Source organism: Halomonas sp. 111, from assembly GCF_052379685.1.
Classification (GTDB): Bacteria; Pseudomonadota; Gammaproteobacteria; order Pseudomonadales; family Halomonadaceae; genus Vreelandella; species Vreelandella citrativorans.
On the sequence record NZ_JBQSYV010000004.1, the window covers coordinates 166,975 to 193,876 of the forward strand.

At 56.9% G+C, this 26,902-nt stretch carries 25 protein-coding genes; 8 read left to right on the top strand and 17 right to left on the bottom strand.

Features of this window, described 5'->3' with window-relative positions; all coding sequences use genetic code 11:
- Positions 1-22: 22 nt before the first annotated feature.
- The 4 genes from ACT3T7_RS04830 to prfB form a co-directional block, all read right to left on the bottom strand.
- Positions 23-1,423 carry an MFS transporter gene (locus tag ACT3T7_RS04830; protein WP_193055189.1) on the bottom strand — a complete coding sequence of 467 codons (1,401 nt, stop codon included), beginning with the start codon at positions 1,421-1,423 and terminating at the stop codon, positions 23-25.
- Positions 1,424-1,566: 143 nt separating this feature from the next.
- Positions 1,567-1,953, bottom strand: a complete 387-nt coding sequence (locus ACT3T7_RS04835; protein WP_172118523.1) for a hypothetical protein — start codon at positions 1,951-1,953, stop codon at positions 1,567-1,569.
- 90 nt (positions 1,954-2,043) lie between these two features.
- Positions 2,044-3,555, bottom strand: coding sequence for a lysine--tRNA ligase (gene lysS / locus ACT3T7_RS04840; RefSeq protein WP_444630226.1), 1,512 nt, complete (start codon positions 3,553-3,555; stop codon positions 2,044-2,046).
- A 34-nt stretch (positions 3,556-3,589) separates the two neighbouring features.
- Positions 3,590-4,688 (bottom strand): peptide chain release factor 2 gene (gene prfB, locus ACT3T7_RS04845; RefSeq protein WP_172118525.1). Its coding sequence is split into 2 segments (ribosomal slippage): positions 3,590-4,612 and positions 4,614-4,688, totalling 1,098 coding nucleotides; the frame shifts between segments, so codons are not numbered across the junction.
- Here prfB and ACT3T7_RS04850 point away from each other — a divergent pair.
- Complete coding sequence (locus tag ACT3T7_RS04850) at positions 4,687-4,857, top strand: hypothetical protein (protein ID WP_444630227.1); 171 nt, start codon at positions 4,687-4,689, stop codon at positions 4,855-4,857. The two genes, prfB and ACT3T7_RS04850, sit on opposite strands and share 2 nt — an antisense overlap.
- 102 nt (positions 4,858-4,959) lie before the next feature.
- Here ACT3T7_RS04850 and ACT3T7_RS04855 read toward each other — a convergent pair whose 3' ends face one another.
- The gene (locus ACT3T7_RS04855; protein ID WP_444630228.1) at positions 4,960-6,282 is read right to left on the bottom strand and encodes an OmpP1/FadL family transporter; all 1,323 of its coding nucleotides are present in this window, start codon (positions 6,280-6,282) and stop codon (positions 4,960-4,962) included.
- A 304-nt stretch (positions 6,283-6,586) separates the two neighbouring features.
- On the opposite strand from ACT3T7_RS04855, the gene ACT3T7_RS04860 reads away from it, so the two are divergent.
- Positions 6,587-7,015, top strand: a complete 429-nt coding sequence (locus ACT3T7_RS04860; RefSeq protein ID WP_444630229.1) for a MerR family transcriptional regulator — start codon at positions 6,587-6,589, stop codon at positions 7,013-7,015.
- On the top strand, positions 7,012-9,522 hold the full coding sequence (locus tag ACT3T7_RS04865) for a heavy metal translocating P-type ATPase (RefSeq protein ID WP_444630230.1): 2,511 nt from the start codon (positions 7,012-7,014) through the stop codon (positions 9,520-9,522). The genes ACT3T7_RS04860 and ACT3T7_RS04865 overlap by 4 nt, the downstream gene beginning before the upstream one ends.
- Before the next feature lie 71 nt (positions 9,523-9,593).
- Here ACT3T7_RS04865 and ACT3T7_RS04870 read toward each other — a convergent pair whose 3' ends face one another.
- The 11 genes from ACT3T7_RS04870 to ACT3T7_RS04920 form a co-directional block, all read right to left on the bottom strand.
- Complete coding sequence (locus ACT3T7_RS04870; RefSeq protein ID WP_192527215.1) at positions 9,594-10,211, bottom strand: YitT family protein; 618 nt, start codon at positions 10,209-10,211, stop codon at positions 9,594-9,596.
- A 69-nt stretch (positions 10,212-10,280) separates the two neighbouring features.
- Positions 10,281-12,035, bottom strand: coding sequence for a single-stranded-DNA-specific exonuclease RecJ (locus ACT3T7_RS04875; RefSeq protein WP_444630245.1), 1,755 nt, complete (start codon positions 12,033-12,035; stop codon positions 10,281-10,283).
- Between the two features lie 63 nt (positions 12,036-12,098).
- A complete protein-coding gene (gene thrC, locus ACT3T7_RS04880; RefSeq protein WP_444630231.1) occupies positions 12,099-13,487 on the bottom strand; it encodes a threonine synthase in 1,389 nt (462 codons plus the stop codon).
- Between the two features lie 6 nt (positions 13,488-13,493).
- A complete protein-coding gene (locus ACT3T7_RS04885; protein ID WP_172118532.1) occupies positions 13,494-14,810 on the bottom strand; it encodes a homoserine dehydrogenase in 1,317 nt (438 codons plus the stop codon).
- Between the two features lie 195 nt (positions 14,811-15,005).
- Positions 15,006-15,797 carry a DsbC family protein gene (locus ACT3T7_RS04890; protein WP_444630232.1) on the bottom strand — a complete coding sequence of 264 codons (792 nt, stop codon included), beginning with the start codon at positions 15,795-15,797 and terminating at the stop codon, positions 15,006-15,008.
- A complete protein-coding gene (gene xerD, locus ACT3T7_RS04895; protein ID WP_441677817.1) occupies positions 15,772-16,653 on the bottom strand; it encodes a site-specific tyrosine recombinase XerD in 882 nt (293 codons plus the stop codon). The genes ACT3T7_RS04890 and xerD overlap by 26 nt, the downstream gene beginning before the upstream one ends.
- A 138-nt stretch (positions 16,654-16,791) precedes the next feature.
- Positions 16,792-17,148 carry a 50S ribosomal protein L19 gene (gene rplS, locus ACT3T7_RS04900; protein WP_087110090.1) on the bottom strand — a complete coding sequence of 119 codons (357 nt, stop codon included), beginning with the start codon at positions 17,146-17,148 and terminating at the stop codon, positions 16,792-16,794.
- A 191-nt stretch (positions 17,149-17,339) separates the two neighbouring features.
- Positions 17,340-18,101, bottom strand: coding sequence for a tRNA (guanosine(37)-N1)-methyltransferase TrmD (trmD, locus tag ACT3T7_RS04905; protein ID WP_444621824.1), 762 nt, complete (start codon positions 18,099-18,101; stop codon positions 17,340-17,342).
- 62 nt (positions 18,102-18,163) lie between these two features.
- Positions 18,164-18,709 (bottom strand): ribosome maturation factor RimM, encoded by a 546-nt coding sequence (rimM, locus tag ACT3T7_RS04910; RefSeq protein ID WP_172118535.1) that lies wholly within the window; start codon positions 18,707-18,709, stop codon positions 18,164-18,166.
- Positions 18,710-18,754: 45 nt separating this feature from the next.
- Complete coding sequence (gene rpsP / locus ACT3T7_RS04915; RefSeq protein WP_009724081.1) at positions 18,755-19,003, bottom strand: 30S ribosomal protein S16; 249 nt, start codon at positions 19,001-19,003, stop codon at positions 18,755-18,757.
- 274 nt (positions 19,004-19,277) lie between these two features.
- Positions 19,278-20,267 (bottom strand): LacI family DNA-binding transcriptional regulator, encoded by a 990-nt coding sequence (locus ACT3T7_RS04920; protein ID WP_444621774.1) that lies wholly within the window; start codon positions 20,265-20,267, stop codon positions 19,278-19,280.
- Positions 20,268-20,477: 210 nt separating this feature from the next.
- On the opposite strand from ACT3T7_RS04920, the gene ACT3T7_RS04925 reads away from it, so the two are divergent.
- From ACT3T7_RS04925 to ACT3T7_RS04945, 5 genes are all read left to right on the top strand, one after another.
- Positions 20,478-21,518 (top strand): ABC transporter ATP-binding protein, encoded by a 1,041-nt coding sequence (locus ACT3T7_RS04925; protein ID WP_444621773.1) that lies wholly within the window; start codon positions 20,478-20,480, stop codon positions 21,516-21,518.
- Positions 21,515-22,648: an extracellular solute-binding protein gene (locus tag ACT3T7_RS04930; RefSeq protein ID WP_444621772.1), complete on the top strand. Its 1,134-nt coding sequence runs from the start codon at positions 21,515-21,517 to the stop codon at positions 22,646-22,648. The genes ACT3T7_RS04925 and ACT3T7_RS04930 overlap by 4 nt, the downstream gene beginning before the upstream one ends.
- A gap of 100 nt (positions 22,649-22,748) precedes the next feature.
- The gene (locus ACT3T7_RS04935) at positions 22,749-23,630 is read left to right on the top strand and encodes an ABC transporter permease (RefSeq protein ID WP_444630233.1); all 882 of its coding nucleotides are present in this window, start codon (positions 22,749-22,751) and stop codon (positions 23,628-23,630) included.
- A complete protein-coding gene (locus ACT3T7_RS04940) occupies positions 23,627-24,439 on the top strand; it encodes an ABC transporter permease (protein WP_172118539.1) in 813 nt (270 codons plus the stop codon). The genes ACT3T7_RS04935 and ACT3T7_RS04940 overlap by 4 nt, the downstream gene beginning before the upstream one ends.
- 30 nt (positions 24,440-24,469) lie before the next feature.
- Positions 24,470-25,237, top strand: a complete 768-nt coding sequence (locus ACT3T7_RS04945; protein ID WP_444630234.1) for a metallophosphoesterase — start codon at positions 24,470-24,472, stop codon at positions 25,235-25,237.
- 77 nt (positions 25,238-25,314) lie between these two features.
- Here ACT3T7_RS04945 and ffh read toward each other — a convergent pair whose 3' ends face one another.
- A complete protein-coding gene (gene ffh / locus ACT3T7_RS04950) occupies positions 25,315-26,742 on the bottom strand; it encodes a signal recognition particle protein (protein WP_172118541.1) in 1,428 nt (475 codons plus the stop codon).
- Positions 26,743-26,902: the final 160 nt, after the last annotated feature.

The following is a 26,902-nucleotide window of genomic DNA, read 5'->3' on the forward strand; positions in this document are numbered from 1 at the left end:
ACATTTTTATTGTACGCGCTTACTAGCCACCAGACGATGCCCGGCGTTCAACCAGTGCACGCCGGGCAAGCGACACTCTTGAAAGGCTTGCCAGAAGCGCCAGAAACGACGTCGCCGCTCCCAGCCAGAGGGTTATCTGAACCTCAAACCCAAGCGCTAATGCCGCCCCGACTATCGCCACCCCTAACGACTGACCTACCGTGCGAATAGTGCTCATCACGCCCGACACACTGGCACTGCGCTCCGCCGGAAGGCTGCCCATCATTTCGCGGTTATTGGGTGGCTGGAACAGACCAAAACCGATACCGCACAGCGCCGTACGCCATAGGCTTTCCATGACGCCCATGGTTTCATCCACCAGCGCCAGAGCGACCAGACCGATAATGATCAACCCCAGGCCGGTGCTTGAAAGCACGCTTGGATTGATTCGATCCGCCAAACGACCCGCCAACGGCCCTACCAGCATGATCCCAAGCGGCCACGGGGTAAACAGCCAAGCGGTCTCCAGGGGCGAAAGCCCCATTTGCTCCTGATAATAAAACGACAGCGCGACAAAGGTCAGACCCTGACCAATAAACGCAAGGCCTGAGGCGGATACCGCAAGCGTAAAGCGCTTTTCAGCAAACATACTCAGCGGTAGCAAAGGATAAAGCGCGCGACGTTGGCGCATAATAAATCCGGCAGCACTTGCTATGGTAAGCAGTATCCAGGCGCCCACCAGGCCAAACGGTGCTGCGTGCCCCACCGCGTCCATGGCCAGAAAGAAACTCGCCAGCATCAGCATGGACAACAGCGCCCCCAGAACATCAAAACTTCCTTGCCGGGGCTTATCCCGAGGCAGTGCGCGCTTGGCAAACCATAACGAGCACAGCCCCAGGGGCAGATTAAGCGCAAACAACCACGGCCAGTCCGCAAAAGATAAAATGACGCCGCTCAGCGTTGGCCCTGCGGCATAACCACCCGCGACAACAAGCGCACTTAGCCCTAACGCACTACCCAATAGGCGAGAGGGAAATATCGCCCGGTAAAGCGAAGGGCCAATAGAGAGCGTGGCAGCGGCGCCCAGCCCCTGCAAGGCACGAAACACCAGCAGCGTTTCTAAATTACGCGACAGTGCCGCCCCCAATGCGCCCACCATAAACGTGCCAAGCCCAAACAGATAAATACGCCGCCGCGTTACCAGCTCGCTGACCCCGGCAAACACCAGCAAGAAGGCGGCACACACCACCTGAAACATGTTGGTGATCCACACCGAGCGTGCAGCAGAGGCGTTTAAGTCTGCGGCAATGGTCGGCAGCGCCAAATTAATCATGGTGGTGTCCATCACCGCCATTAGCGTGCCAGTAATCAGGGCCAATACCGCCAAGGCACGCTCCGGCCCGGGCAGACCGTCGTCTCCAGGACGGGTTTGAAACAGTCGCATGAGTGGGGTATTCCTAAAACGAAACGGCTAACACGTTAAAACCGGCCTAAGCCGGTTTTAACGTGTCTGAGCACAACTGCCCAAGAGCAGAAGTGCGTCATGAGTTACGTCATGATGAGATAGCGCCTAACTAGTGCCGAACGTTAATCCTGGTCGCTGTCGAGCAGTAACGCATCATCAACGTCAGAAATTTCAAGCGCTGTCTCATCATCCAGATCGATGGCGAGATAACTGTGCTCAACGCTAAGAAATGACTTGAACAGCGCCCAATCAAGCGGCTCTGGCCATTGGCGCTCATCCTCTTCCCAAGCGCGCAACTCGGTTTCGAGGATTTCTACATAGCGGTCGTGCACGAAGGTTTCGAGCGCTTCCGGGGTATCCATTTCAGGAATCAGGTAAATGGTACTTTCACGTTCGACGTCGTCCAGTGTCAGGTCGTCGTCTCCCATGGTGGGTTCCAGCGCATTGATCCAGTCCACAAAGGGCTGGGTCGGCCTGACGCTCAGAGCGGAGCGGTTTAGCAGTTTCATGGGATTCTCCTCGCCGTCGAAACGTTGACCATTATGGGCGCTAAATCGCGCCCTTACCAACTTTTAGTCTACCTCATTCCATCCAGCGTGCTACTCAGCCTCAGGGCGCATTGCTGGGAACAGCAATACATCACGTATGGACGCACTGTCGGTAAACAGCATGACCAAACGATCAATCCCGATACCCTCACCGGCGGTAGGCGGCATGCCGTACTCCAGTGCACGCACGTAGTCAGCATCGTAGTACATCGCTTCCAGGTCGCCTGCATCTTTCTCGGCGGCCTGTGCGCGGAAGCGCTCGGCCTGGTCCTCGGCATCGTTTAGCTCCGAGAAGCCGTTGGCAATTTCACGCCCGCCCACAAAGAACTCGAAGCGGTCAGTGACAAACGGATTAGCATCGTTGCGGCGCGCCAGCGGGCTGACTTCAGCCGGGTATTCGGTAATAAACGTCGGCTGGTCGAGCTTATGCTCGGCCACTTCTTCGAAAATTTCCGTTTGGACTTTCCCTAGGCCCCAGCTGTCTTTGACCTTGATGCCCAGCGCCTGAGCGGTCACGCGCGCCGCTTCAAGGCTACCCAGGTCTGCATCGGTAATGCCATCACCGTGATCCAGAATCGACTGTTTAAGCGTCAACCGCTTGAACGGCTGGCCAAAGTCGTAGCTTGCCCCTTGGTACTCAAGCGTGGTGGTGCCCAGCACTTCTTCGGCTGCAGTGCGCAGCATCGCTTCGGTCATATCCATCAGGTCGTTATAGTCGGCATACGCCCAGTAGAATTCGACCATGGTAAATTCAGGATTGTGCCGCGTCGAAAGACCTTCATTACGGAAGTTGCGGTTGATTTCGAAGACTTTCTCGAAACCACCCACCACCAAACGCTTAAGATAAAGCTCAGGCGCGATGCGCAGATACATATCCATATCCAGCGCGTTGTGGTGAGTCACAAACGGACGCGCCGTCGCACCGCCAGGAATCGCCTGAAGCATCGGCGTTTCCACTTCCATAAAGCCACGCGTTTCAAAGAAACGGCGCATGGAGCTGATCACCGCTGCCCGCGTTTCAAACGCTTTGCGCGACTGCGGGTTCATGATCAGATCCACATAGCGCTGGCGATAGCGCGCCTCCTGGTCCGTCAAGCCGTGGAATTTATCCGGCAGCGGGCGCAGGCTCTTGGTCAGAAGCTGGGCATCGACCATCATCACGTACAGGTCGCCCTTGCCGGATTTATGCACCGGGCCGCGCGCTGCCACGATATCACCAATATCCCAGCTCTTGATGTCATCAAGCACATCCGCCGGCAGGCCTTTTTTATCCACGTAAAGCTGGATCTGCCCCGCCACGTCCTGAATCACGATAAACGGACCGCGCTGGCGCATGATCCGCCCCGCCACGGATGCGTGATGGTCAAGCGTTTCCAGCTCGGCTTTTTCCTTCTCGCCCAGCCGTTCCTGCAGCTCAACGGTCAGGCTATCGCGGCGAAAGTCATTCGGGAAAGCACTCTTCCCTTGCTCTGCGGCCAGTTCACGACGCGCGGTGAGCTTGGCGCGACGTTCGGCAATAAGATGATTTTCGTTTTCAGGAGAAGACGCGTCTTGGTTAGCCATGGGGCACCCTATTCATGTTCGAACGCTAAAAAGATTACAAACCCTGCTTGAGACTGGCGACGATAAACTGGTCCAGGTCGCCGTCGAGTACCTTGTCACAGTTGCTGGACTGCACGCCGGTGCGCAAATCCTTGATACGCTGGTCATCAAGCACGTAAGAGCGAATCTGGCTGCCCCAGCCGATATCGGCCTTGGAGTCTTCCGCTTCCTGCTTGGCGGCATTACGCTTTTGCATTTCATGCTCCCAGAGCCTCGCCTTTAACTGCTTCATGGCGAAGTCACGGTTGGCATGCTGACTACGCTGGTTCTGGCAAGCCACCACAATACCGGTAGGTTCGTGGGTAATCCGCACCGCTGAGTCGGTGGTGTTAACGTGCTGACCGCCCGCACCGCTGGAGCGATACGTATCAACGCGCAGGTCCGAAGGGTTAATATCAACCTCGAAGCTGTCATCAACTTCCGGGGACATGAATACCGACGCAAACGACGTATGACGACGGCCGCCGGAGTCGAACGGGCTTTTACGCACCAGCCGGTGAACACCGGTTTCAGTACGCAGCCAACCGAACGCATAGTCGCCCTGAACATGCAGCGAGGCCGACTTGATACCTGCGACTTCGCCTGCGGAAATTTCGGTTATTTCAGCCTTGAACCCGTGGCTTTCTGCCCAGCGCAGATACATGCGCAGCAGAATATTGGCCCAGTCCTGCGCTTCCGTACCGCCCGAACCGGATTGAATATCCAGGTAGGCGTTATTTTCATCCATTTCGCCGGAGAACATGCGACGAAATTCGAGCTTTTCAAGCGCGACCTGAAGGCCATCAAGCTCTTGGCGCACTTCTTCAACCGTGTCCTCATCCTCTTCCATCTCGGCGAGTTCCAGAAGGTCGCGGCTGTCGCCAAGGCCTTGGTCCAGTTCGTCGATGGTTGCCACAATGGCTTCCAGGGAAGAGCGCTCTTTACCCAGCTTTTGTGCGTAGTCCGGGTCGTTCCAGACATTCGGGTCTTCGAGCTCGCGAGAGACTTCTTCTAGCCGATCTTTACGCTCGGCATAGTCAAAGATACCCCCTAAGAACGTCTGTCCGCTCAGACAGGTCCTTGATCTGGTTATGTATCGGGTTGGTTTCCAACATGGATCGCCCTGGCCTTGGTCAATATGACATGGTTCAAAAGAAAGACGCGCCGCTGTGGCGTCTTGGCTTGATGATTCCAAGCCAGCACCACAGCGGCGAAATTCTGAAAACCCATTGTAACGAAACCTGGCGTTTCTCGCATCCACTCGCCATTACGACGAATGCCTGAACCCAGCGAGTGCCGGGTTCAGGAGTAGAGCTGCCGATTATTTAACGCGTAAGAAACTTATTCCATCAAGACGCCTAAAACATGGGCTTAAAAACGATAAGTTTAAAAACGATAGGTCAACTGAGCACCAAAGCCGTGGGCTTCGTTTTTATAGTCAGCGGAGTAGGTAGATGTAACAGCCGGCAATGCCTCTGAGACAGGGTTATTATCCGTCTTTGTTTGATCCACATGAGTTGAACGCTCGGTTAGATAAGAGTAAGCAAAATCAAGCGTTAAATCAGGCGTTGGGCTCCACCCAGCACCCAGCGAGAAGATACGCCGATTATCGGAGGGAATACGCACACTGCGTGTCGCATCCTGTGTTGGCGTAAAGTCCAGCGCCAATCCTGCTCGCAAAGCAAGCTCAGGGGTCAGTTGATACTCACCACCTGTGGCAAACGCCCACGCATTGGAATAATTTTGCTGCTCGTCAGTAAGCTTTCCACGTTCAGCGCCATTAACCAGGATTTGATCAAAGCGGCTCCAGCGCGACCAGGAAGCGCCAAACATGAGTTTGAGATTGTCACTCATTTGCTGGGTTACTGAAAAATTGACCGTTTCAGGCGTGGTCAAATCCAATGCAGCAGTATCCGTTATGGTCCCTAGGCCTATCTGATCAAGTTCAGGTGAACTTGCGGAGAAACTACCCTCCAAATTGAAGTCCACTTTTGAGCGGTACGTTAAGCCAAATGTGGTTTCGGGCACCGGCTGATAAATCACCCCCAAGTTATATCCCCATGCGTCGTCGTCGCCCTCAACACGCGAGTCAACTTCCGTAGGTCCAACCGGAGTAACCGCCGGAACCTGGCGATGCAGCTCGCCATCAACGCGGTTATAGGTAATGCCCAACCCCACACCCCACTGCTCGTTAAAACGATAGGAGACCGTGGGTTGAGCCGTCATCACTTTGACTTCGGTATAGTTACCCTGATTACGCCCTTGGAAACCATCTTCGTACTCAGTTTTTGAGCCAAAAGGTGCATATAAACCAAAACCAAAGGCTAACTGGTCATTGACTGGCTGGGCGTAGAAGGCAAAAGGCACTAGCGTACCGGGCACCATATCACCGTCATTGGATCCTGATATCTCCGTCGAGCCACCTGCCCCAGCAACGCTTTGAGAGGCACTAACGTTACTAATATCTGTATTCGCATTAAGATAAGTGCCCCCCACCGTGAACTGCGCACGGTCCAGAAACGACATACCTGCCGGGTTACCGTACACAATGGTGGCATCGTGTACGTTAGAGCTGCGCCCTGCATGGCTGTAGCCTTGGCCACTAACGCTTTGCTCGTTAATTTGATAACCGCCAGCGTGTGCCTGGCTTGCGAAGACAGCTGCCGAAACCGCAGCTGCTAGAGTGAGCTTATTAAATTTATTATACATGGTCGGCCTCTTGTCCCGATGATCCTGTGGATGGCGACATCCGCTGGTACTGTTTTTATAGCGTAGGCATACACTTCAGTTTTCGCCCAATGTGGCCTTTGGTTCAAGGGCAAACGAGCGTTTTATTTTGTTTTTCGCTCATACATTAGTCGTACGACCGTTTTAAATCATTGTTTTGTTCGTTTTAAGCCCTTTTTAGCGAATTATTGAACAGCCCTTCTTGACCTACGTGTTACCCATAGGTTTTACACTACGTGCATTCCCACCGCTTACGAACAGCGGACAAAAACGTAAGGAGTGCGCGATGAAAGTCAGCGAGCTTGCCAAACAGGGCGGTGTAACGGCAGAGACAGTGCGCCACTACACCCGCGAAGGCTTACTTCTCCCGAGCCGCCATCCAGATAACGGCTATCAGCTTTTCTCAAGCACCGACCTTGAGCGGCTGCAGTTTATTCAGCGAGCACGCAAGCTGGGGTTTAGCGTAGCGGAGATACGCGACATTCTCCTACATGCCGACCAGGGCGACTCGCCCTGCCCGCTGGTGCGCGACCTGCTCGCCAGCCGCCTGCCGCAGATCCGTACACGGATTGCCGAACTTGAAGCGCTGGCCCAGCGCATGGAGCAAGCGCTGAAAAGCTGGGAGCACATGCCAGACGGCACACCCGATGGGCATAGCGTGTGCCGCCTTATTGAAAGCTTTCCCGATGAGCCCTCTTCCAGGGAGGCCTTATGAACGACACAACCACTTCTCGTCATACGGTTTTCCGTACGGTAGGCGGCATGAGCTGCCAGGGCTGCGTTAAGCGGATGCGTGAGGCGATTCAGGCAGAAGACCCAGCGGCTGAGGTAGTGGGCACTCCGGCTGAAAAACGCCTTGAAGTTACTACAAGCCTGGACGATAGCCGCCTGAACACGGCGCTGGAAAAAGCCGGCTACCCGGTCAGCAGCGAACCCGCCTCGCCGACAGCACCTGAAGCACCGCCAGAGGCAACTGAGATACCGGCCACGGCTGGGCCCAACCTGCGCTTGGCAATTAGCGGCATGACCTGCGCCAGCTGCGTTAAAAGCGTTCAGAATGCGCTGAAAAATACCCAAGGGGTGGAAGCCGCCAGCGTTAACTTCGCGACCCACACCGCCCAGGTAGTGGGCAGTACCGATGCGCAAGCCCTTATCAACGCAGTCGCCTCAGCGGGCTACACGGCGGAGCCGATTGTGGATATGCGTGAAGCCGAGCGCGTTCGCGCCGAGCAGGATGCCACTACCTATCGGCAGCGGCTGCGGGGCAGCGCCATCGCGCTGACACTGGCTATTCCCCTGATGCTCAGCATGTTTATCTATCATCCCCACGTTATGGGCCTGGGCCGTGTTTACTGGCTGGTGATTGGTGTCTTGACCCTGGGCGTGCTTGCCTTTCCAGGCCGCCACTTTTTTATCAATGCGTGGAAGAATCTCAAACGCCACCAAGCCAATATGGACACATTGGTGGCGATGGGTACGGGCACCGCTTGGCTCTACTCCATGGCGGTGGTCCTGTTTGCACCCTGGTTGCCTGAAATAGCCCAGGGAATCTACTTTGAAGCCTCAGCGATGGTGATTGGGCTTATCCTGCTGGGTAACGCCATGGAGCTTCGCGCCCGTGGGCGTACCAGCAACGCGCTAAAGCGCCTGCTTGATTTGCAAAGCCGCACGGCACGCGTCATTCGCGACGGCCAGGAGCAGGAAATAGACGTGGATGAAGTTCGTGAAGGCGACCAACTCCGCGTGCGCCCCGGCGAGCGCTTACCCGTTGATGGCGAAGTCACCGAAGGCCAGAGCCATATTGATGAATCCATGTTGACCGGTGAGCCGCTGGCCGTCAGCAAGCAATCCGGGGATAACGTCAGCGCAGGCACGGTCAATGGCCAAGGCGGGCTGGTGTATCGCGCGACCCGCGTGGGCCGCGATACCCGGCTTGGGCAAATAACCGAGCAGGTCGCCAGCGCCCAGAATTCGCGCCCGCCAATTGGTGAGCTGGCGGATAAAGTATCGAGCATCTTCGTGCCGTCCGTCATCATTATTGCCGTACTGGCGGCACTTGCGTGGTTTAACGTTGGCCCTGAGCCACGCGTGATTCATATGCTGGTGGCGGCCACCACCGTACTGATTATTGCCTGCCCCTGTGCACTGGGCCTTGCTACCCCCATTTCCACCATGATTGGCGTGGGCAAGGCCGCCGAACAGGGCGTGCTGGTAAGAAGCGGCGAAGCGCTACAAACCGCCAGCAAATTGACCACGCTGGTGGTCGATAAAACCGGCACGCTCACCGAAGGCAAACCCAGTGTCACCGATGCACAGCTGTTTGGCATGGATAAAACCACTGTGCTGGGCTTGGTTTATGGCCTGGAGCGCGGTTCTGAGCATCCGCTGGCAACAGCCCTTATCGCTTACGCGGATGCGCAGGGCGCCGCGCCTACTGAGATTCAAGGATTTGAAAGTGTTACGGGTGGTGGCGTAAAAGCCGAAACCCACGATGGAAAAGCGCTGCTGTTGGGCAATGCGCGCCTGCTTGAGGCTGCCGGAGTTGATCTTTCATCTGCCCAGCAAGCGGTTAACACGCTACAACACAAGGCGCGTACGCTGGTATATCTGGCAGTGGATAATCAGCTAGCGGCGCTCTTCGGGATTAGCGACCCACTACGTCACGATGCCGTCGCGGCCGTTAAACGCCTGCAGCAGGATGGACTGAACGTGGTCATGCTGACCGGCGATAACCAGCATAGCGCCGCGGCGATTGCCCGCGAAGTAGGCATTACAACGTTCAAAGCGGGCCTGACACCCGAGGACAAGCACGCTGAGATTGAGCGCTTACAGCAGGCAGGCGAAATCGTCGGCATGGTGGGCGACGGTATTAACGATGCCCCGGCGCTGGCGCGCGCTAACGTCGGCTTTGCGATTGGCCAGGGGACGGATATCGCCATGGAAAGCGCGGGGATCACCCTCATGCGTGGATCACTTCACGGCGTGGCTTCAGCGATTGAAATCAGCCGCACCACGCTTGCCAACATCAAGCAGAACCTGGTGGGCGCCTTTGGCTATAACGTGCTGTGCATCCCGATTGCGGCAGGCTTGCTCTACCCGGTAACCGGCATGCTGCTTTCACCGATTATCGCCGGGGTCGCCATGTCGCTCTCCTCCATCACCGTGGTGAGTAACGCCAATCGCCTACGATTCTGGAAGCCCGCTCAACAGGAGGTCTCATGAGCTTTTTGGTTAACGCGGCAGGCCTGGGGCTCATTGCCCTGGTCGTCTGGTGGTTCTGGCTTAGCTAGACGCTAACTCACGCCGATGTATCGCCCGGGCTTATGGTTAAGGGCGATAATCAAGTTCAACGTCAACGCTCCCAGCACCGAGTAGCCAACGCGGTCTAACGGTAGCTGGGTAAGCGCTACCAGCAAAATCATCCCATCAATGCCTAGCTGCACATAGCCCGCCCGCAGGCCGTGGCGGTCCTGCAGGTAGAGCGCCAGAATATTGATGCCGCCCAGGCTCGTGCGGTGGCGAAACAGCATCAGCATGCCAATGCCCATCAATGCCCCGCCCATGAGTGCGGCGTAGAGGGAAGGCACGCTTTCAAACTGCACCCAGCCCTGGGTTAGTTCAGAAAACAGCGATACCAGGCCAATGGCTATAAACGTACGCAGCGTAAAGCTCCACCCCATACGCTTGATCGCCAAGTAGTAAAACGGCAGATTGATGGCAAAAAACCACAGCCCAAACCCCCACTGCGTCACGTAATTAAGCAGCAGCGCCAAGCCCGCAGTGCTGCCAGTTAGCAGCACCGCTTGGGTATAAAAGGTAACGCCCAAGGCAACGAAGAACGTGCCCAGCAGCATCGCCATTACATCCTCATAGAGGCGGTGCGGGTCCTTGGGTAAATCGTCCACGCGCATTTTTAAACGCCCTTATGAAGTGTGCTGGGGTGATGAACAGGGTTAATGAACCGGGTTGATGAAAGCGTTTTAAACTGCGCTTGCGTGCTCAACCATCAACTGCAACGACTCCCGCCCCCGCCAGCGGTTACGATTAAGCTTGTAAGCGCAGTGCAGCGTGTCGCCGATGGCGAACGCGGGCAGCTCACCTGGTGTTAAGGCACGAAACCAGATTGCTTTACAGGTGACGGCACCCATGGAGAGCTCCAGCATCAAGTGCGCGCCATCGGCACCCACCGGGCGCAGCGCTTCGACGATAAAACGCCCTTCAAAAAGCGGTGCGTCAAATTCACGCCCATAGGGCCCCAGCGCGTCGATCTCCTCAAGCGTGGCGAGAGAGAGCTGCGCGGTGGAAAGCTCGCCGTCCGTCCATAGCCGGGGATAGAGCGAACGCCCTTCCAGCTGTTCCGCTACGGCCTTGAGAAACGCCTGTTTAAACACGTCCAGCTGTTCGCGGGGAACGCCCACTCCTGCGGCACCGCTGTGCCCACCAAAGCGTGGCAGCGCCTCAGGAGCTAGCTCAAAAGTACGCTGCAGCGCATCGCGCAGGTGCAAACCATCGATTGAGCGCCCGGAACCGGTGAGCATATTGGGTGCCGCCGCCTGCGTCAGCACCAGCGCAGGGCGCCCGTAAGACTGCACCAGCCGGGAGGCCACAATGCCCTGAACGCCGGGGTGGCCATCCTCCAGGAACACCACCACAGCAGGCTCATCGGCTAACAGTGCACTGGCGGCCAGCGCCCGTGCCTCTTCGGCCATATCAGCCTCAATCGCCTTACGCGACTGGTTATCCTGATCCAGCACTTCCAACTGACGATTAGCGACAGCGTCGCTCTCGGCCAGCATGAAATGCAGCGCGGCGTAAGGGTCATCCAGCCGCGAGCGCGCATTGATCCGCGGGCCCATCTGGAAGGCCAGGGTTTCGGCGTTGAACGGCACGCTGTCCGCCCCCAAGCGCGCGGCCATGGCGCGCCAGCAGGCGGCGTCCATGCGGTTGATCAGAGTTAATCCATAGCTCACCACGGCGCGGTTGGCGGGGCTTCCGCCCAGCGACACGCAGTCCGCCACGGTGCCCAGCGCCACATAAGAGAGCCACGGCGAAAGTTTGGGCGTAGCCTCGGGCAAGGCCCCCCACTCCACCAATACGCCACGTGCCAACGACATCAACAGCCACGCCACCATGCACCCGGCGATGGTTTTATCCGGATAAGTGCAATCGTCACGTGTGGGATTTACGCAGGCGTAAGCCGAAACGGGCGGGCCTTCCAATGGCAACGCGTGGTGATCACTGACCACCACGTCAATGCCTGCCGCTTTGAGTCGCGCGATACGTGGCTCGTCGCTGCTTCCGCAGTCGGCGGTAATCACCAGGGTCGGGAATGGCTTAAGCGCCAGCGTGCGCTCAACCAACGGCAAGCTGATCCCGTAGCCATCGTGAATACGGTGGCCAATCAGGCTATGCAGCTTGTGCTCGGGCACACCAAACAGCTCAACCAGCGTGCGGCGAATAACCACGTGGGAGGTAATCCCATCCACATCGTAATCGGTCAGAATCCCGATGGATTCACCCTCCGCAACCGCCTGAGCAATACGTTCGGCGGCACGGCGCCCATCGGCGAGCTTTTCCGGATGAGCCAGATAGCGCAGGCTGGGCGTTACCAGCGGAGCAAGCTCGCCCTGATAGCCGGGCAGCCGTGAGGCGAGAAGGCGCGCCTGAAGCTCGCTCAAGCCTTGTGCCTGGGCACGGGCGTAGACAGCCTCGTCCAGCGGACGAGGCTCCAACATTAGCTGCGTGGTGTGCTGAGGTGTAACAGGCGGATTGGCATCTGGCAAAGCAGTCATCATGTGTTAACGACGGTTATCCGCCACAAACTGCTGCACGGCGCTCAGCTCTGCAGGCAATACCGTGTAGCGCTCTTCACGCTCCAGCAAATCATCCATATGCGTGGGCAGCGGTACGCCCTGGAAACCTGCTTTCACTACGGCTTCAGCAAACTTGGCCGGGTGCGCGGTGGCAAGCGTTATCATCGGTGTTGATTGATCGGCGCGCACACGCTCAGCGGCGCGGTAGCCCGTAGCGGTGTGCGGGTCGAGCATTTCACCAGTACGGTGATGCGCTTCGCGAATGACGTCCAGAATGGTCGCATCGTCCACACTAAAACTTGAGAACTTCTCACGCAGCTTGGCAAGCGGCGCATCGGCAAGTGCGGTGGGCTCTTGCTGAAAGCGCTCCAGCAGTGCCGCCACGGCGGCGCCATCACGCTCATAAGCATCAAACAGAAGACGCTCGAAGTTAGACGACACCACGATATCCATGGAAGGCGCGAGCGTTGCCTCAAGCTCCTTCTTGGAGAAGTCGTTGGCGGCCAGCGTACGGTGCAGAATGTCGTTGGAGTTGGTGGCAATGATGAACTGCTTGACCGGCAGCCCCATTTTGTACGCCATGTAGCCCGCAAACACGTTGCCAAAATTGGCCGACGGCACGCAGAAGCTGACCTCGCGATGCGGAGCACCCAGCGCCACACTCGCCGCTACGTAGTAAACGATCTGAGCCATGATGCGCGCCCAGTTGATCGAATTGACCGCCACCAGGCGCGTGCCGTTCAGAAAGTCCTGATTGGCAAAGCTTGCCTTGACCATGGCTTGAGCATCATCAAAGTTGCCTTCGATAGCAATATTGAAGACGTTATCGGCCAGCACCGAGGTCATCTGGCGGCGCTGCACTTCGGACACCCGCTGGTGCGGGTGCAGAATAAAGATATCCAGGTTGTCGCAGTGGCGGCAGCCTTCAATCGCCGCCGACCCGGTATCGCCCGAGGTGGCGCCCATGATCACCGCGCGCTCGCCGCGCTTTTTCAAAAAGTGATCCAACAGGCGGCCCAAAAGCTGTAGCGCGACGTCTTTAAATGCCAGCGTCGGGCCATGGAACTGCTCAAGCAGGAAGTGATTGGCGTCGAGCTGCTTGAGCGGCACCACCGCATCGTGAGTGAAGGTGGCATACGCGTCGGTCACGATGGTGCGGAAAGTGTCGTCGTCAATCTCGCCGTTCACAAACGGCTTCATAACGCGAAAAGCAATCTCAGCGTAAGAGAGCCCGGCCATATCGGCCAGCGCTTCTTTCGAGAGGGTGGGCAGTTCTTCCGGCACGTAAAGGCCGCCGTCGCTGGCCATACCGGTTAGTACGACTTCTTCAAAGGAGAGCGCGGGCGCCTGCCCACGCGTACTGATATAGCGCATAGTGGGTTACTCCCCTTCGCTCAGGCTTTCCACGCGGATGCGTGTCACCGGTCCGGCGATATCGGCCATCGCTTCGATTTCACGAATTGCTTCGTTCATCTGCTTCTCTTTGGTGCGGTGCGTCAGCAGAATAATCGGCACCAGCTCGCCTTCGGTTGCCTCTTTCTGGATCAGTGCCTCAATAGAGATGCCCTGCTCCGAAAGAATGGTGGCTACGCGCGCCAGTACACCAGGGCGATCCACCGCCAACAGGCGCAGATAATACGCCGTAATGATGTCTTCCATCGGCATAATCGGCAGTTGGCTGACATCTTCATCAATACCGCTGAACGCCAAATAGGGCACGCGATAGTGGTGGGCAGTTGTAATATCACGAGCTACATCCAACACATCAGCAACCACGGCGGAAGCCGTTGGTTCAGCACCCGCACCGGCACCGTAGTAAAGCGTGGGGCCTACCGCGTCACCCATGATGGCAATGGCGTTTTTGACGCCATGCACATTGGCTAGCAAACGCTCTTTGGGGATCAACGTGGGGTGAACGCGTAGCTCAAGCCCCTGGTCGGTACGCTTGGAAATACCCAAGTGCTTAATAACGTAGCCCAGGTTATCGGCCTGCTCGACATCTTCAGCGGTAATCCGTGAAATACCTTCGGTGAAGGCTCTTTCAAACTGAAGCGGTACGCCGTAAGCAATCGAGGCCAGAATGGTCAGCTTGTGCGCCGCATCGATACCTTCCACGTCAAACGTGGGGTCGGCTTCGGCGTAACCCAGTGCCTGCGCTTCGGCAAGCACGTCTTCAAAGGCTCGGCCTTCGTCGCGCATGTGCGTCAGAATAAAGTTGCCGGTGCCGTTAATGATGCCGGCCACCCACTCAATGCGGTTGGCACCCAAGCCTTCACGCAGCGATTTGATAACCGGAATACCGCCTGCAACGGCGGCTTCAAAGGCGACAATAACGCCCTTTTCATGGGCGGCTTTGAATATCTCGTTACCGTGAACAGCAATCAACGCCTTGTTGGCAGTAACCACGTGTTTGCCATTGGCAATCGCGGTGAGTACCAATTCACGCGCCATGTCATAGCCGCCAATCAGCTCGACCAGCACATCAACGTTAGGGTTAGTTGCCACCTCGAAAACATCGGTGGTTGCGTTAATACCGGTAATATCGCAGTCAGGGTGAATACTGCGATGAGCCACCTGCTCAATCACAATAGGGCGGCCTGCACGGCGTGCAATATCATCCGCGTTGCGCGTCAATACATTGAACGTGCCGCCGCCAACCGTGCCTAGCCCACAAATGCCTACTCTTACCGGTTTCAAAATACATCCCCTTTCGTGGTGGGCGCCCTTGGCGCCTGGTCTTAAATTCAGTGTCTCAGCGTCACCGCTCGTTAACGGTGCTCTCTATTGGTGGGCACTTGTTGGGCGTGCCTATTGCTATGTTTCTGTTGCTACGTTTCTGTTGCCAGGCGCCTGTTTCAAAGCGCCTGCTTCAAAGCGCCTGCCAGATCAGGCTTAGACGTCGCCCAAGCCTAACATGACGGCAAGCCTTTCTGGCGGTACATAGCCTGGTACCATTTGGCCATCGGGCAGAATAATCGCGGGCGTGCCCTGTACACCCAGCGCCATACCCAGCTCATACTGTTCAGCCACCGGGTTATCGCAATCCGAAGGACCCGATAGTGGCTGGCGCTGCTGGGCACGGGTCATCGCTTCACTACGATTATCCGAACACCACGCTTGCTGCATGGAGGTCGCCGCATCGCTGCCCATACCCGCCCGTGGGAATGCTAAATAGTGTACCGCAATCCCGCGTTCATTAAGCTCAGGCACGGCTTCGTGAAGACGCTCACAGTAGGGGCAAGTGGGGTCGGTAAATACTACCACGGTGGCTTTTGGCTCATCGACACCGCGATACACAACGCGCTCAGACTCGGGGATGCTTGCCAGTGCCGCAACACGCTCCTGATTCTTGGACTGCTCGGTTAAATTGACCAGCCCCGTTTCGGCATTTTCGAAAAGATCACCCACCAAAAAGTGGCTGCCATCGACGTTGGTGTAGAACGACTCGCCGCTTTCCAAGCGCACGTGGTAAATGCCTTCCATCGGAGTCGTCGTTACGTGCTCAACCGGCATCGGCTGACCATTAACGCTCAGCGACTCACTCAGTCGTTGCGTGACGGCATCTGCCTGAGCGGCGACCGGCAAAACGCTGGCGATGGCGAGCGTGAGTAATGCCGTGCGTAAAGAAGGAGTAACCGTACGTTGACGCATTCTATCTTCAACCTCGCGGATGGTGTTCGGCATGTAAATGCTCCAAGCGGGCTTGGGCAACATGCGTATAAATTTGAGTCGTAGATAAATCGCTGTGGCCTAACAGCAGCTGTACGACCCGTAAATTGGCCCCATGATTCAATAAATGTGTCGCAAAAGCATGCCGCAGCGTATGCGGAGACAGCGGACGCGAGATACCAGCCGTGATGGCATGCGCTTTTATACGGTGCCAGAAGGTCTGTCGCGTCATGGCTTTATCATGGCGCCCTGGAAAAAGCGCTGGCCTGGTCGGGTCGCTCATCAGCGCAGGTCTGGCCGTTTTCATATAGTGCGCAAGCCAATCTGCTGCTTCTTCCCCCATGGGCACCAAGCGGTCTTTATCCCCCTTACCACGCACACGCACCACATTTTGGCGCAGATTCACCGCATCGCCGGTTAACGACACAAGCTCCGACACGCGCAGCCCACAGGCATACAGCAGCTCCAGCATGGTGCGGTCGCGCACACCCAGCGGCGTATCAACATCAGGCGCCATCAGCAGGCGCTCGACCTCCGCCTCTTCCAGCGTATTGGGCAGACCTGGCTGCACTCTGGGAAGCTTAACATCCACCAGCGGGTCGCTAACCACATGCCCGTGTAAGCGCGCCCAGCGATAAAAACTTCTGAGGCTCGATAACAACCGGGCATTGCTTCGCAACTGGTAGCCTTGCTCTCGGCGGGCATCCAACCATACGGGAAGCCGCTGCCCCGTGGGAGACAATATATCCTCACCTTCTGCTACCAGGTAGTGCTGCCACGCGGTTAAATCGCGCCGATAGGCGGCTAACGTATGATCACTGGCGCCTTGCTCTAACCAAAGGGCGTCCAAGAAAGCATCAATGACGCTCATACGTTAATCGTCTCCTGCTGAGTATATGAACACATAAACAAAACCCCGCCCCGCAAAGCGGTGACGGGGTTCTGGTATCCGGTGCGACACGTGCCCAAGACGTACGTCAAGAACAGTGCGCGCCCGAGAAAGCGTCGCTTAGGACAGCTTTTCTTTGATACGTGCTGACTTACCGCTACGCTCACGCAGGTAGTACAGCTTGGCTTGACGCACGTCACCACGACGCTTGACTTCAAGAGAGTCAACCAGCGGGCTGTAGGTCTGGAAAGTACGCTCAACGCCAACACCGTGAGAAATTTTACGTACGGTGAAAGCGGAGTTCAGGCCACGGTTACGCTTGGCAATAACAACACCTTCAAACGCCTGCAGACGCTCGCGGGTGCCTTCCTTGACTTTTACTTGAACGATAATGGTGTCGCCCGGCGCAAAAGAAGGAATCTCTTTGCCCATCTGCTCGTTTTCGATCGCCTGGATCACCTTGTTCTTGCTGCTCATCTTCATACTCCTAAATAACGGAATGGTTTGCCACGCAGTTGTGGAAGGGGCAAACCGTGATCCCGGCGCTCGAATCGAGCCACACGGGAGTCGTTATGGGTGACACAGGTCCGTAGGCTTGCCGTCAATATGTAGACGACGTGCCCTTTCCGTCCTGCACCGCCGCTCTGCACCAGGTCGTTGAAAATAACCTACTTGGCAGACAGAGCGTGTTCCTCGATAAACTCGTTCAGCAACTGCTGTTGCTCAGCATTAAGCGCGCGCCCTTCTAACAGATCGGGACGGCGCTGCCATGTGCGGCCTAACGACTGCTTCAACCGCCAACGCTTGATGGCTGCATGATTACCGCTTAGCAGCACATCCGGCACCTGGCGCCCGTCGATACTTTCTGGACGGGTATAGTGCGGGCAGTCCAAAAGACCGTCATTAAACGAGTCTTCGATAGCGGAGTCCTGATGCCCCAATACACCGGGAACCAACCTCGCCGCTGCGTCAATCAGCACCATGGCAGGCAGCTCACCGCCGCTCAGCACATAGTCACCAATCGACCACTCTTCATCGATGTCACTCTCCACCACACGCTCATCAATCCCTTCATAGCGCCCTGCCACCACCACAAGGGGGCCAGCAGCGGCTAATGCCTGAGCGCCTTTTTGATCAAGCTTACGCCCTTGGGGCGAAAGGTAGATCACCGTAGGCACCTGGCCGGTGGCTTGATGTGCCCGTTCACGGGCATCGTGGATAGCGCCACGGAGTGTATCGACTTTCATCAACATACCCGGGCCGCCGCCATAAGGGCGATCATCCACACTGCGATGGCGGTCGGTGGCGTAATCTCGCGGGTTCCAGAACTCCAGGGCAATACGTTGCTTCTCTATCGCCCGACCTACTACGCCCTGCTGGGTGAGTGCATCGAACATTTCAGGAAACAACGATACTACGCCGATCCACATAGCGGGCGTATCCACATCATTGCCAAGCACCGCTGTTTGCACATCGGCCGCTTCGTCATTGATCAAAACTCAGGGTCCCAGTTAACGACCATACGGCCATCTTCAAGGCTGATTTCGACAATCACGTCATCAGGCAAAAACGGGAGTAGCCGCTCGCGTTTGTCGATCGCGTCGTCATCGCCGCGAACCACCATGACATCGTTGGCGCCGGTTTCAAACAGGTAGCTTACCCGTCCTAACCGCTCGCCGGCTTGAGTGAAGACAGCCAAGCCTTCAAGCTCATGCCAGTAATACTCATCGGCTGCCAGTGTAGGCAGTGCATCTTTGGGAAGTAAAATATCCGCTTGCGCCAGTGCTTCAGCGGCATTGCGATCATCTACGCCTTTAATCTGCACAACAAGGCCTTTACCTTGCCGACGTCCCTGAACAATGGTCATTCGCGTCAGGGTTTCCCCTTGGCGCACCCACCATTCGGGATAATCCAAAATGCTGTCCATGGGGCTGGTGTAAGAATACACCTTGAGCCAACCCTGCACCCCGTGGGGGCTAGTCAGCTTGCCTAACACCACATGCGTGTCGTCAGTTTGGCTTGTTTCAAAACGCGTCATCGACGACCTCAACGTACAGCAGTCCAGACTCTACCGTGAACAGACTTACGCCTGTTTACGCGCTTCTTTAACCAGCTCAGCAACACGACCAGACAGCTGGGCGCCTTGGCTCTGCCAGTGAGTAACACGCTCTAGATCAACGCGCAGACGCTCTTCCTGACCACGGGCAACCGGGTTGAAGAAGCCGATACGCTCGATGAAACGGCCGTCACGGGCGTTACGCGAGTCAGTAACAGTCAGGTGATAAAAGGGACGCTTCTTGGCGCCACCACGTGCCAAACGAATGGTAACCATACGATAACTATCCTTCGGTTGAGGTTACGAGAGTGGAAAATAGCGCAAACCGCCACCAGAACACTCATCATACTGTTTTCTTGATACGCGGCTCACTTGAAGATAAGTGGCTGCTTTGTACCATTTTAGGCCTTCACAACCGGATGTGGCGGCAATGCTTACACATATTTTGCCAACACCCACGCATGAAGAGGCCGCATTCTACGCAAATGCGCCCTGATTGGAAAGCCTGACAGCCAGAAAACTCACAATACGTCAACCACTGCATTAACGGCTAAGCACTGACACGCTCAACAAGCGTCACGCCAACTCTCACGACCTGCGTGGCGCGCGTAGGCGTCTTTACTCTTGCTTCAAGCAGGCGCAGTGCCTCAAGAGCCGTTTCCTGTACCGGGTTACGCACCGTCGTTAAAGGGCAGCGCCCCCAAGCAGCGCCTGGAACATCGTCAAACCCGGTAACCGCTATCTCATCCGGCACCCGCATACCGCGCTGCGCAGCGGCTTCGACAACGCCCAGAGCCATGGCATCGTTGGCGCAGATAATTGCATCCAATGACTGTCCGGCATCCAGCAGCGCCAGCCCTTCATTCAGCCCACTTTGCAGCGAGAAATCTCCCCGGTGCACGGCCATTAACGCCAAGCCGTGGTAGCTCAGCGCCTGCTCGACGCCCAGCCTGCGCTCCTGGTCAGAAAACGTATCCTCAGTGCCGCCCAACCAGGCAATCCGTCGGCGCCCTTGCTGGACCAACCGGTCCACCAGCAAATGCATACCTTTTATATTGTCGCAACACACGGCATCAACCCCACTGCTTTCCAGCACGCGTCCAATCAATACCAGCGGCGCCCCTGAAGCCCGGCAGCGGTCGGCGATCTCGCGACTCACCGAGCCTGCCGCCACAATAGCCCCCTCAACCTGATAGGCCAGCGCATGGTCGATCACCTCGGTGACGTTACCGCCGCGCAACGCTGGCAATAGTAGCGGCTGATAGCCACGGGAGCTGAGCTCAAACACCAAATGCTCAAGTAGCCAAGCCTCATAAGGACGCGATATCTCTCCGGCCACCACCGCGATCAATCCAGTGCTACGCCCCGTCAGCCCCCGAGCGATAAGATTGGGCCGATAACCCAGCGCCTGAGCCACGGCTAAAACGTGTTCGCGCTTTTTTGCCGACACCGACGCTCCGGCTGTAAAAGCGCGTGAGACCATGGCGCGAGATACGCCTGCCGCTTGGGCTACATCATCGGCGGTTACGCGTATCGGCATGCGCCAGCGCCTCGGGTGTTTTTCAACATGATGACCGCTCAATCAACAAGATAATTCCGCCATCCTAGCACCCCTTGGTTGCCTTTTAAGCGTTTTAAAATGTACATCAAAGCGTCATCAACGCCTCGTAAAATCACCTTATTAAAATTTTGCACGCGCGTTCAAAATTACGCTTGTTATCCGTCTTCTACCTTTTATGGAGCACCGAGAATGAGCACCGAGGCATTGACGCTCAATGACGTGACGATTGACCTCAGGCAGAAACGCATTCTGGAAAACATCCATCTTGATGTCGCGCCAGGAAGCTTCACCTGCCTGCTGGGTCCATCCGGCTGCGGAAAAACGACGCTGCTGCGCGCCATTGCTGGCTTCACACCTCTAAGCCGTGGCGACATACGTTTAGGCAAACGGTCTATCACTCATCTGCCGCCTGAAAAACGCCAGACCGCCATGGTGTTTCAGTCCTACGCGCTCTGGCCGCATATGAGTGTGGGGGAAAACCTTGGCTACCCGCTGAAACTGCGCGGCGTCCCTCGCGAGGAGCGCGCCCGAAAAGTTGCCGCCATGCTGGAGCGCATGGAGCTTGGTGGTTTTGAAAGCCGTGCGGTCACGCAACTCTCTGGCGGCCAGCGCCAGCGTATCGCCCTGGGGCGTGCGCTCATTATTGACCCACCTTTATTACTGCTCGATGAGCCACTTTCCAACCTGGATGCCGCGATTCGGCGCAGCCTACGCAGCGAACTACGCCGCCTACAGAAGTCACTGGGTATCACCACTATCATGGTGACCCACGACCAGGAAGAAGCGCTCCAAATGGCCGACCAGATCGTCCTAATGCGCGGAGGCCATGTCGTGCAGGTAGCGCCACCCCAAACGCTTTATCACCAGCCGGCTGACGTGGCCGCCGCACGCTTTTTGGGTGTGGATAACACCGTTGCTCGGCAAGCCTCGGACCCCGCGATGGCCTCTGCTGCCACCACATTTGGCTTTCGTACGCGTGACGCCTTGATCAATGCCCCCCAGCATCCTGCGATGCTGACGCGTAAAGGGCGGGTTACTGACTGCGTTTATACCGGCGATGGCTATCAAATATCGCTTTGTGCCGAACAGGCTGAGCTTTGTGCTACGTCGGCCACTCCTATTGCTCCGGGTACCTTTGCCGTTGTTCAGGTACCGCAATCGGCCCTGATCCCTTTTGGGCCGGACGATCGGCATCTGCCGCCACTTGATCGACAAGAGGATATTGCATGAAACCCTTCGCCCTTACGCTCAGCCTGATCGCCAGCGCCATCACTGCGCCCGCCATGGCCGCCACAACGCTTAACGTGTTTACGGCAGGCGACGACAACATGGTCGAGTACATTAATGAATTTCTCGCTCCTCGCTTTGAAGCCATGCATCCGGATGTCAGCGTCCGCGCCATGGGCACCGGCCCCGGCGATGCGGGTAGCCAAGCTATTTACGAAACCCTAAGCGCTCAGCGTGATAAAGAGACGTGGGGCGTCGACGTTGCAGTCATCCACCAGCGCATGGCCGGGCAGATGGTGGAAGAAGGTTTACTAAGCACCTATACCGACGCGCTTGAAACCGGTGATTTGGTCAGCGCGGACAGCGCGCGTAATGCGCTGGGCGTTGACGTCGAAGGCTATGTTATGCCGATGTTTCAGAGCCAGATTGCCATCGCCTATAACCCGGCCCTTTTAGAACAGCCGCCGGAAAGCTACGCAGCGCTTGCCGACTGGGTTGAGGAGAACCCCGACCAGTTTGGCTATAACGGCATCACCGGCGGCATGGCAGGCGTAGGCTTTGTCTTCGGCTGGATGTACGCCTTTACTGATATGGCCGACACGCTGCAAAACGGCCCTTGGGAAGAGGGCGCGTCTGAGCGCTGGACAACAGCACTTGATCAGTTGCGTACTTTTAACCAGCACGTCACCCTGACACCCGGCAATGCGGGCACCATGGACGCCATGAACCGCGGCGAAATCGCCATGGGTCCGGTGTGGATGGACATGTACTACACCTGGATGGCCGATGGTCGCCTCAACCCCGATTTCCGCCTGCTACTGCTCGAACCCGGCATGCCCGGCCAGCCGATGTACTACGCGATTCCTGAGCGCGCAGAACATGCTGAGCTGGCGGCTGAATTCATTGCTTTGGCAACGAGTCCTGAGGTACAGGCTGAAGGTATTGTCGGCACGTTTAACTGGTTCCCCGGTATTGATGCCGAACACGTTCGCAGTGAACTGAGCGATGAACAGTGGGCGCAGCTCTATGCTGACGTATCGCCAGAGACACTTGCTGAACGTGGCCGCTCCATGCCGCAAGCGGACTACTTCCGTGCCATTCTCGAAGCCTATGAAAGCCACGTCAGCCGCTAAGCGCTGGACGATCAAGCGCTCGATGATGACGCTTTGATGATAAGGCATTGATGATCACTACCAGGGGGCCGTCGCGCCCCCTTCACTGTGGAAAGCGTTTATGACGACTTCGCCCTCTTCAACCTATCTCATGGCGATGCCTGGCAAGCGGTTCCCACGAATAAGCTTGGGTATCTTGCTGGTGCTGCCCGCGCTAACCGCGATTACACTGCTCTATGCGCTGCCCTTGCTACGCTCGCTGGTGACAGCTTTTCGTAGCAGTGATGGCGGCTGGACTACCGACCACCTCGTTCGCGCCTTTTCGCTTTATGGCCGCGACGTGCTTTTTTCTATCGGCGTCGTATCAGCAGTACTTGCGCTCATCGCCGTTATCTCCATTGCGATTTCAGGTTATCTGGTGCTGGGCACCACGCCCTGGGCCGTTCGCTTATTGCGCTGGCTCTACCGCTGGCCGCTGTTTATTCCGTTCGTAGTAAGTGGTCAGATTGCCCGCTCATTTTTATCGACCAACGGCATGATGAACGGCGTACTGATCGAAACAGGCCTAATGATGCCCGAGAGCGCGCAGAGCTTTTTGGATTGGCGAGGATTAGTGCTGACCTTTGCCTGGAAACAGATCCCGTTTGTGACGCTTCTCTTGGCCGGTGCCATGGCCGCGATTGACCGTAGCCATATTGAAGCCGCCCGCAACATGGGCGCGAGCCGCCTGCGCTGCCTTTTCGGTATTATCCTGCCTCAGGCAGCGCCCACCCTCTGGGTCGGGCTGATTCTGTCGCTGGTCGCGATGCTTTCGGTCCTCTCGGTACCGATGATGCTGATTGCCGGTAACCCCACCATGATGACCTCAATGATGGCCCATCGAATCACGTACTACGGTGACTACGGCGTCGCCAATGCGCTGGGGCTGTTCTCCTACGCGTTAACGGCGGTAACCGCATGGATCTATTTGCGTCTGACCCTGCGCCGCGAGGTGACCTCATGAGTATCACCCGCGCACTTTCGCCGATAGGGCTGGGCCTTTTACTGGGCGTGGTTGCCTTTATTGTTTTCGGGCCGCTGTTGAATCTTGCTCTTTGGGCCTTTGCCGAGCAGTGGTTTTACCCGAATCGACTGCCTACCGGCTGGGGCTTTTCCTTTTGGGAGCGCGTGTTCCGCCCACGTGCCGGCGCTTGGACATCGCTTTTCAATACCGTACTGGTTGCCTTTTCCGCCGTTATCCTTTCAATGGCGCTGGCCATTCCTGCAGGCTACGCCCTGGCACGTCAGGCGTTACCCGCGCGTAATGTGATTATGCTGTTTTTTTTATTGCCCCAGGCATTTCCCAATCTGCCGATTTTCGTCAATATCGCCGCCATTTTTTATCAGTGGGGGCTCAACGGAACGCTAATTGGCGTAGTGCTGGTGCATTCGCTTCCGGGCCTTGTATATGCCGTTTGGATCGCGACCGCCGCATTCTCTACGGTGGACCGCTCGCTGGAAGAAGCGGCCCGCAACCTGGGTGCCTCTCCGCTGCGTACGTTTGCCGGTATCACCCTGCCCCAGGCGCTGCCTGGCCTGCTTGCCGCGTCCATCTTCGTATTCCTCGACAGCATTGATGAGTTCACCGGGACGTTTTTTGTCGGCGCACCGGAAATTACCACGCTGCCACTGTTGATGTTTAACGCCTCCATGGGTGGCAACTATCAGGTGGCGGCCATTACTGCGTTGATTTTGCTGATCCCGTCGGTCGGCTTCATGTTGGTCATCGAGCGTTTTCTAAAAGCCGATGTCCTGTCACGCGTGGGCCGTTAACGGCCCGCGTCATGTTATCGAGTCCTGTACATGCTGATTGCCCATTTATCTGACCTTCATGTGTTTACTACACAGTCTGAAACCGGCGAGTCACGTTTGGATATCGCCCACGTGATTGAACGTATCGTGAGCGACCTTGTGTCGCTTAGCCCACCGCCCGACCTTGTTGTGATCAGCGGTGACCTGGCCGACGGCGGGACCGAAGACGACTATCGACTGATTCGCCGCTTGCTGGCACCACTGGAAATGCCCATTCTGGCCGTCCCGGGCAACCACGATCGGCGTGAAGCCATGCGCGCAGTGCTGGGTGACCGACTTTCGGGCTTGCAGCCAGGCAAGTTTCTGCACTCCCGTGTGGAAGCAGTCGGTGTCACGTTACTGGGCCTGGACTCAATTATTGTTGGCAAACCTCAAGGCGCGCTATGTAGCGAACGCCTGGATTGGCTGGAAAATCAGCTTCGCCATACCCAGCCGTTAACGTTCCTGGTGATGCATCACCCGCCCTTTATGACGGGCAACCCTCACTGGGATGACTACAGCCTGATCGAGGGCCGAGAGCGTTTCGAGGCTATTATCAGCGCGTCTCCCAAACGCATTCTATGTGGGCATATTCATCAGCCCTTCCACACCTTGTGGGGGCAACACTACAGCGCCATTGCGGGCAGTCCTGCGTTTCAATACAACCTGGTGCCGGGCAGCCAAGCGAACCCGACACTCAGCGATGTGCCTTACAGCTATCCGCTACATGACTGCCAACCAGATGGCAGCGTTCTGGTTCACCTGCGTCATATAACCTAAAAGCCAGCACCGAAGGGTGCTGGCTTTTAAAGCGTGCGGGCCTTTAATTGGCCCGCTACCAGGTTCCAGGCGTGTGCTTAGCGCCAGGGCAGGCCGCCGGGGCCACCCATACCGCCACCGCCCATGCCTCCCATTCCACCTGGGCCGCCAGGACCTCCGCCGCCGCCCATCATGCCGGACATGCCGCGCATCATTTTCTGCATGCCGCCTTTCTTGCCCGCTTTCTTCATCATCTTCTGCATCTGCTTGTGCTGCTTGAGCAGACGGTTCAGGTCGGGCACCTGCAGGCCAGCACCGGCGGCAATCCTGCGCTTGCGCGAGCCGTTGATGATATCCGGCGCGCGGCGCTCCTTGGGCGTCATGGAGTTGATCAGCGCTTCAAGCTTGCCCAGCTCCTTCTCAGGCCCAGGGCCTTGAGCCATTTCGGCCATTTGCCCCATGCCAGGCAGTTTGCCCAGAAGACCACCCATGCCGCCCATCTTTTTGAGCTGTTGCAATTGGTCGCGGAAGTCTTCCAGATCAAAGCCATCGCCTTTTTTAACCTTGCTGGCTAGCTTGGTAGCTTTGTCTTTATCAACCGTGCGCTCGGCTTCCTCGATCAGCGACAGCATGTCGCCCATGCCGAGGATACGTGATGCCACACGATCCGGGTGGAAGGGCTCCAGAGCGTCAACTTTCTCGCCCACCCCCATAAACTTGATGGGCTTACCAGTAATATGACGTACCGACAGCGCCGCACCGCCACGCGCATCACCATCAGCCTTGGTTAAGATAACCCCGGTCAGCGGCAGCGCATCGTGGAATGCTTTCGCGGTATTAACCGCATCCTGGCCAGTCATCGCATCGACGACGAACAGCGTTTCTTGCGGTGAGATCGCCTTATGCAGCGCCTGGATCTCCGCCATCATGGCTTCATCAATTGCCAAGCGACCCGCGGTATCTACCAGCACCACATCGTGGAACTGGATTTTGGCGTGCTTGATCGCCGCTTCGGCAATATCAACAGGCTTCTGGTCAGAGCGCGACGGGAAGAAGTCGACTTCGACCTCTTTAGCCAGCGTCTCCAACTGGTCGATGGCTGCCGGGCGATAAACGTCGGCCGACACCACCAGGACTTTTTTCTTCTCGCGTTCGCGCAGGTAGCGGGCAAGTTTGGCTACCGACGTGGTTTTACCCGCCCCTTGCAAACCGGCCATCAACACAACGGCTGGCGAGCCTTTGAGGGTTAGGCCTTCGTTGGCCTCGCCCATAATGGCTTCCAGCTCCTGCTGGACGATTTTGACGAACTGCTGACCGGGCGACAGGCTCTTGGACACCTCTTGCCCAACCGCCCGCTCGCGAACGCGTTCGATAAAGGCCTTGACGACCGGCAGCGCTACGTCGGCTTCAAGCAGCGCTTTGCGCACTTCGCGCAGGGTATCTTTGATATTGTCGTCGGTCAGGCGCGCCTGACCTTTGATCGACTTCAACGTCTGGGAAAGACGCTCACTGAGATTCTGAAACATGGGGCCTCTCTGCCTCCGTCGCTGTCGCCAGGCCTACGCCCCTGGACTGATGTGCATGGATTATACGCGCTCACGCCTTGAGTCTCCATGACTGTCCGCGCGGGCTAACGATGGCTGTGCGATACTGCTTTGATTGGTTATAGTAGTCGGTACACGTTAA

Bases quoted from the DNA above. Each gene is read 5' to 3' on its own strand.
- rimM (WP_172118535.1), bottom strand. From the start codon at position 18,709: ATGACGCGTTTTGAAACAAGCCAAACTGACGACACGCATGTGGTGTTA.
- ACT3T7_RS04930 (WP_444621772.1), top strand. From the start codon at position 21,515: ATGAAACCCTTCGCCCTTACGCTCAGCCTGATCGCCAGCGCCATCACT.
- ACT3T7_RS04860 (WP_444630229.1), top strand. From the start codon at position 6,587: ATGAAAGTCAGCGAGCTTGCCAAACAGGGCGGTGTAACGGCAGAGACA.
- ACT3T7_RS04925 (WP_444621773.1), top strand. From the start codon at position 20,478: ATGAGCACCGAGGCATTGACGCTCAATGACGTGACGATTGACCTCAGG.
- ACT3T7_RS04835 (WP_172118523.1), bottom strand. From the start codon at position 1,953: ATGAAACTGCTAAACCGCTCCGCTCTGAGCGTCAGGCCGACCCAGCCC.
- ACT3T7_RS04940 (WP_172118539.1), top strand. From the start codon at position 23,627: ATGAGTATCACCCGCGCACTTTCGCCGATAGGGCTGGGCCTTTTACTG.
- ACT3T7_RS04850 (WP_444630227.1), top strand. From the start codon at position 4,687: ATGGATCGCCCTGGCCTTGGTCAATATGACATGGTTCAAAAGAAAGAC.
- trmD (WP_444621824.1), bottom strand. From the start codon at position 18,101: ATGTGGATCGGCGTAGTATCGTTGTTTCCTGAAATGTTCGATGCACTC.
- ACT3T7_RS04865 (WP_444630230.1), top strand. From the start codon at position 7,012: ATGAACGACACAACCACTTCTCGTCATACGGTTTTCCGTACGGTAGGC.
- thrC (WP_444630231.1), bottom strand. From the start codon at position 13,487: ATGCGCTATATCAGTACGCGTGGGCAGGCGCCCGCGCTCTCCTTTGAA.
- ACT3T7_RS04855 (WP_444630228.1), bottom strand. From the start codon at position 6,282: ATGTATAATAAATTTAATAAGCTCACTCTAGCAGCTGCGGTTTCGGCA.
- ACT3T7_RS04870 (WP_192527215.1), bottom strand. From the start codon at position 10,211: ATGCGCGTGGACGATTTACCCAAGGACCCGCACCGCCTCTATGAGGAT.
- lysS (WP_444630226.1), bottom strand. From the start codon at position 3,555: ATGGCTAACCAAGACGCGTCTTCTCCTGAAAACGAAAATCATCTTATT.
- ACT3T7_RS04920 (WP_444621774.1), bottom strand. From the start codon at position 20,267: ATGCCGATACGCGTAACCGCCGATGATGTAGCCCAAGCGGCAGGCGTA.
- ACT3T7_RS04945 (WP_444630234.1), top strand. From the start codon at position 24,470: ATGCTGATTGCCCATTTATCTGACCTTCATGTGTTTACTACACAGTCT.
- rpsP (WP_009724081.1), bottom strand. From the start codon at position 19,003: ATGGTTACCATTCGTTTGGCACGTGGTGGCGCCAAGAAGCGTCCCTTT.
- ACT3T7_RS04875 (WP_444630245.1), bottom strand. From the start codon at position 12,035: ATGTTGGAGCCTCGTCCGCTGGACGAGGCTGTCTACGCCCGTGCCCAG.
- xerD (WP_441677817.1), bottom strand. From the start codon at position 16,653: ATGAGCGTCATTGATGCTTTCTTGGACGCCCTTTGGTTAGAGCAAGGC.
- rplS (WP_087110090.1), bottom strand. From the start codon at position 17,148: ATGAGCAGCAAGAACAAGGTGATCCAGGCGATCGAAAACGAGCAGATG.
- ffh (WP_172118541.1), bottom strand. From the start codon at position 26,742: ATGTTTCAGAATCTCAGTGAGCGTCTTTCCCAGACGTTGAAGTCGATC.
- ACT3T7_RS04830 (WP_193055189.1), bottom strand. From the start codon at position 1,423: ATGCGACTGTTTCAAACCCGTCCTGGAGACGACGGTCTGCCCGGGCCG.
- ACT3T7_RS04890 (WP_444630232.1), bottom strand. From the start codon at position 15,797: ATGCCGAACACCATCCGCGAGGTTGAAGATAGAATGCGTCAACGTACG.
- ACT3T7_RS04935 (WP_444630233.1), top strand. From the start codon at position 22,749: ATGACGACTTCGCCCTCTTCAACCTATCTCATGGCGATGCCTGGCAAG.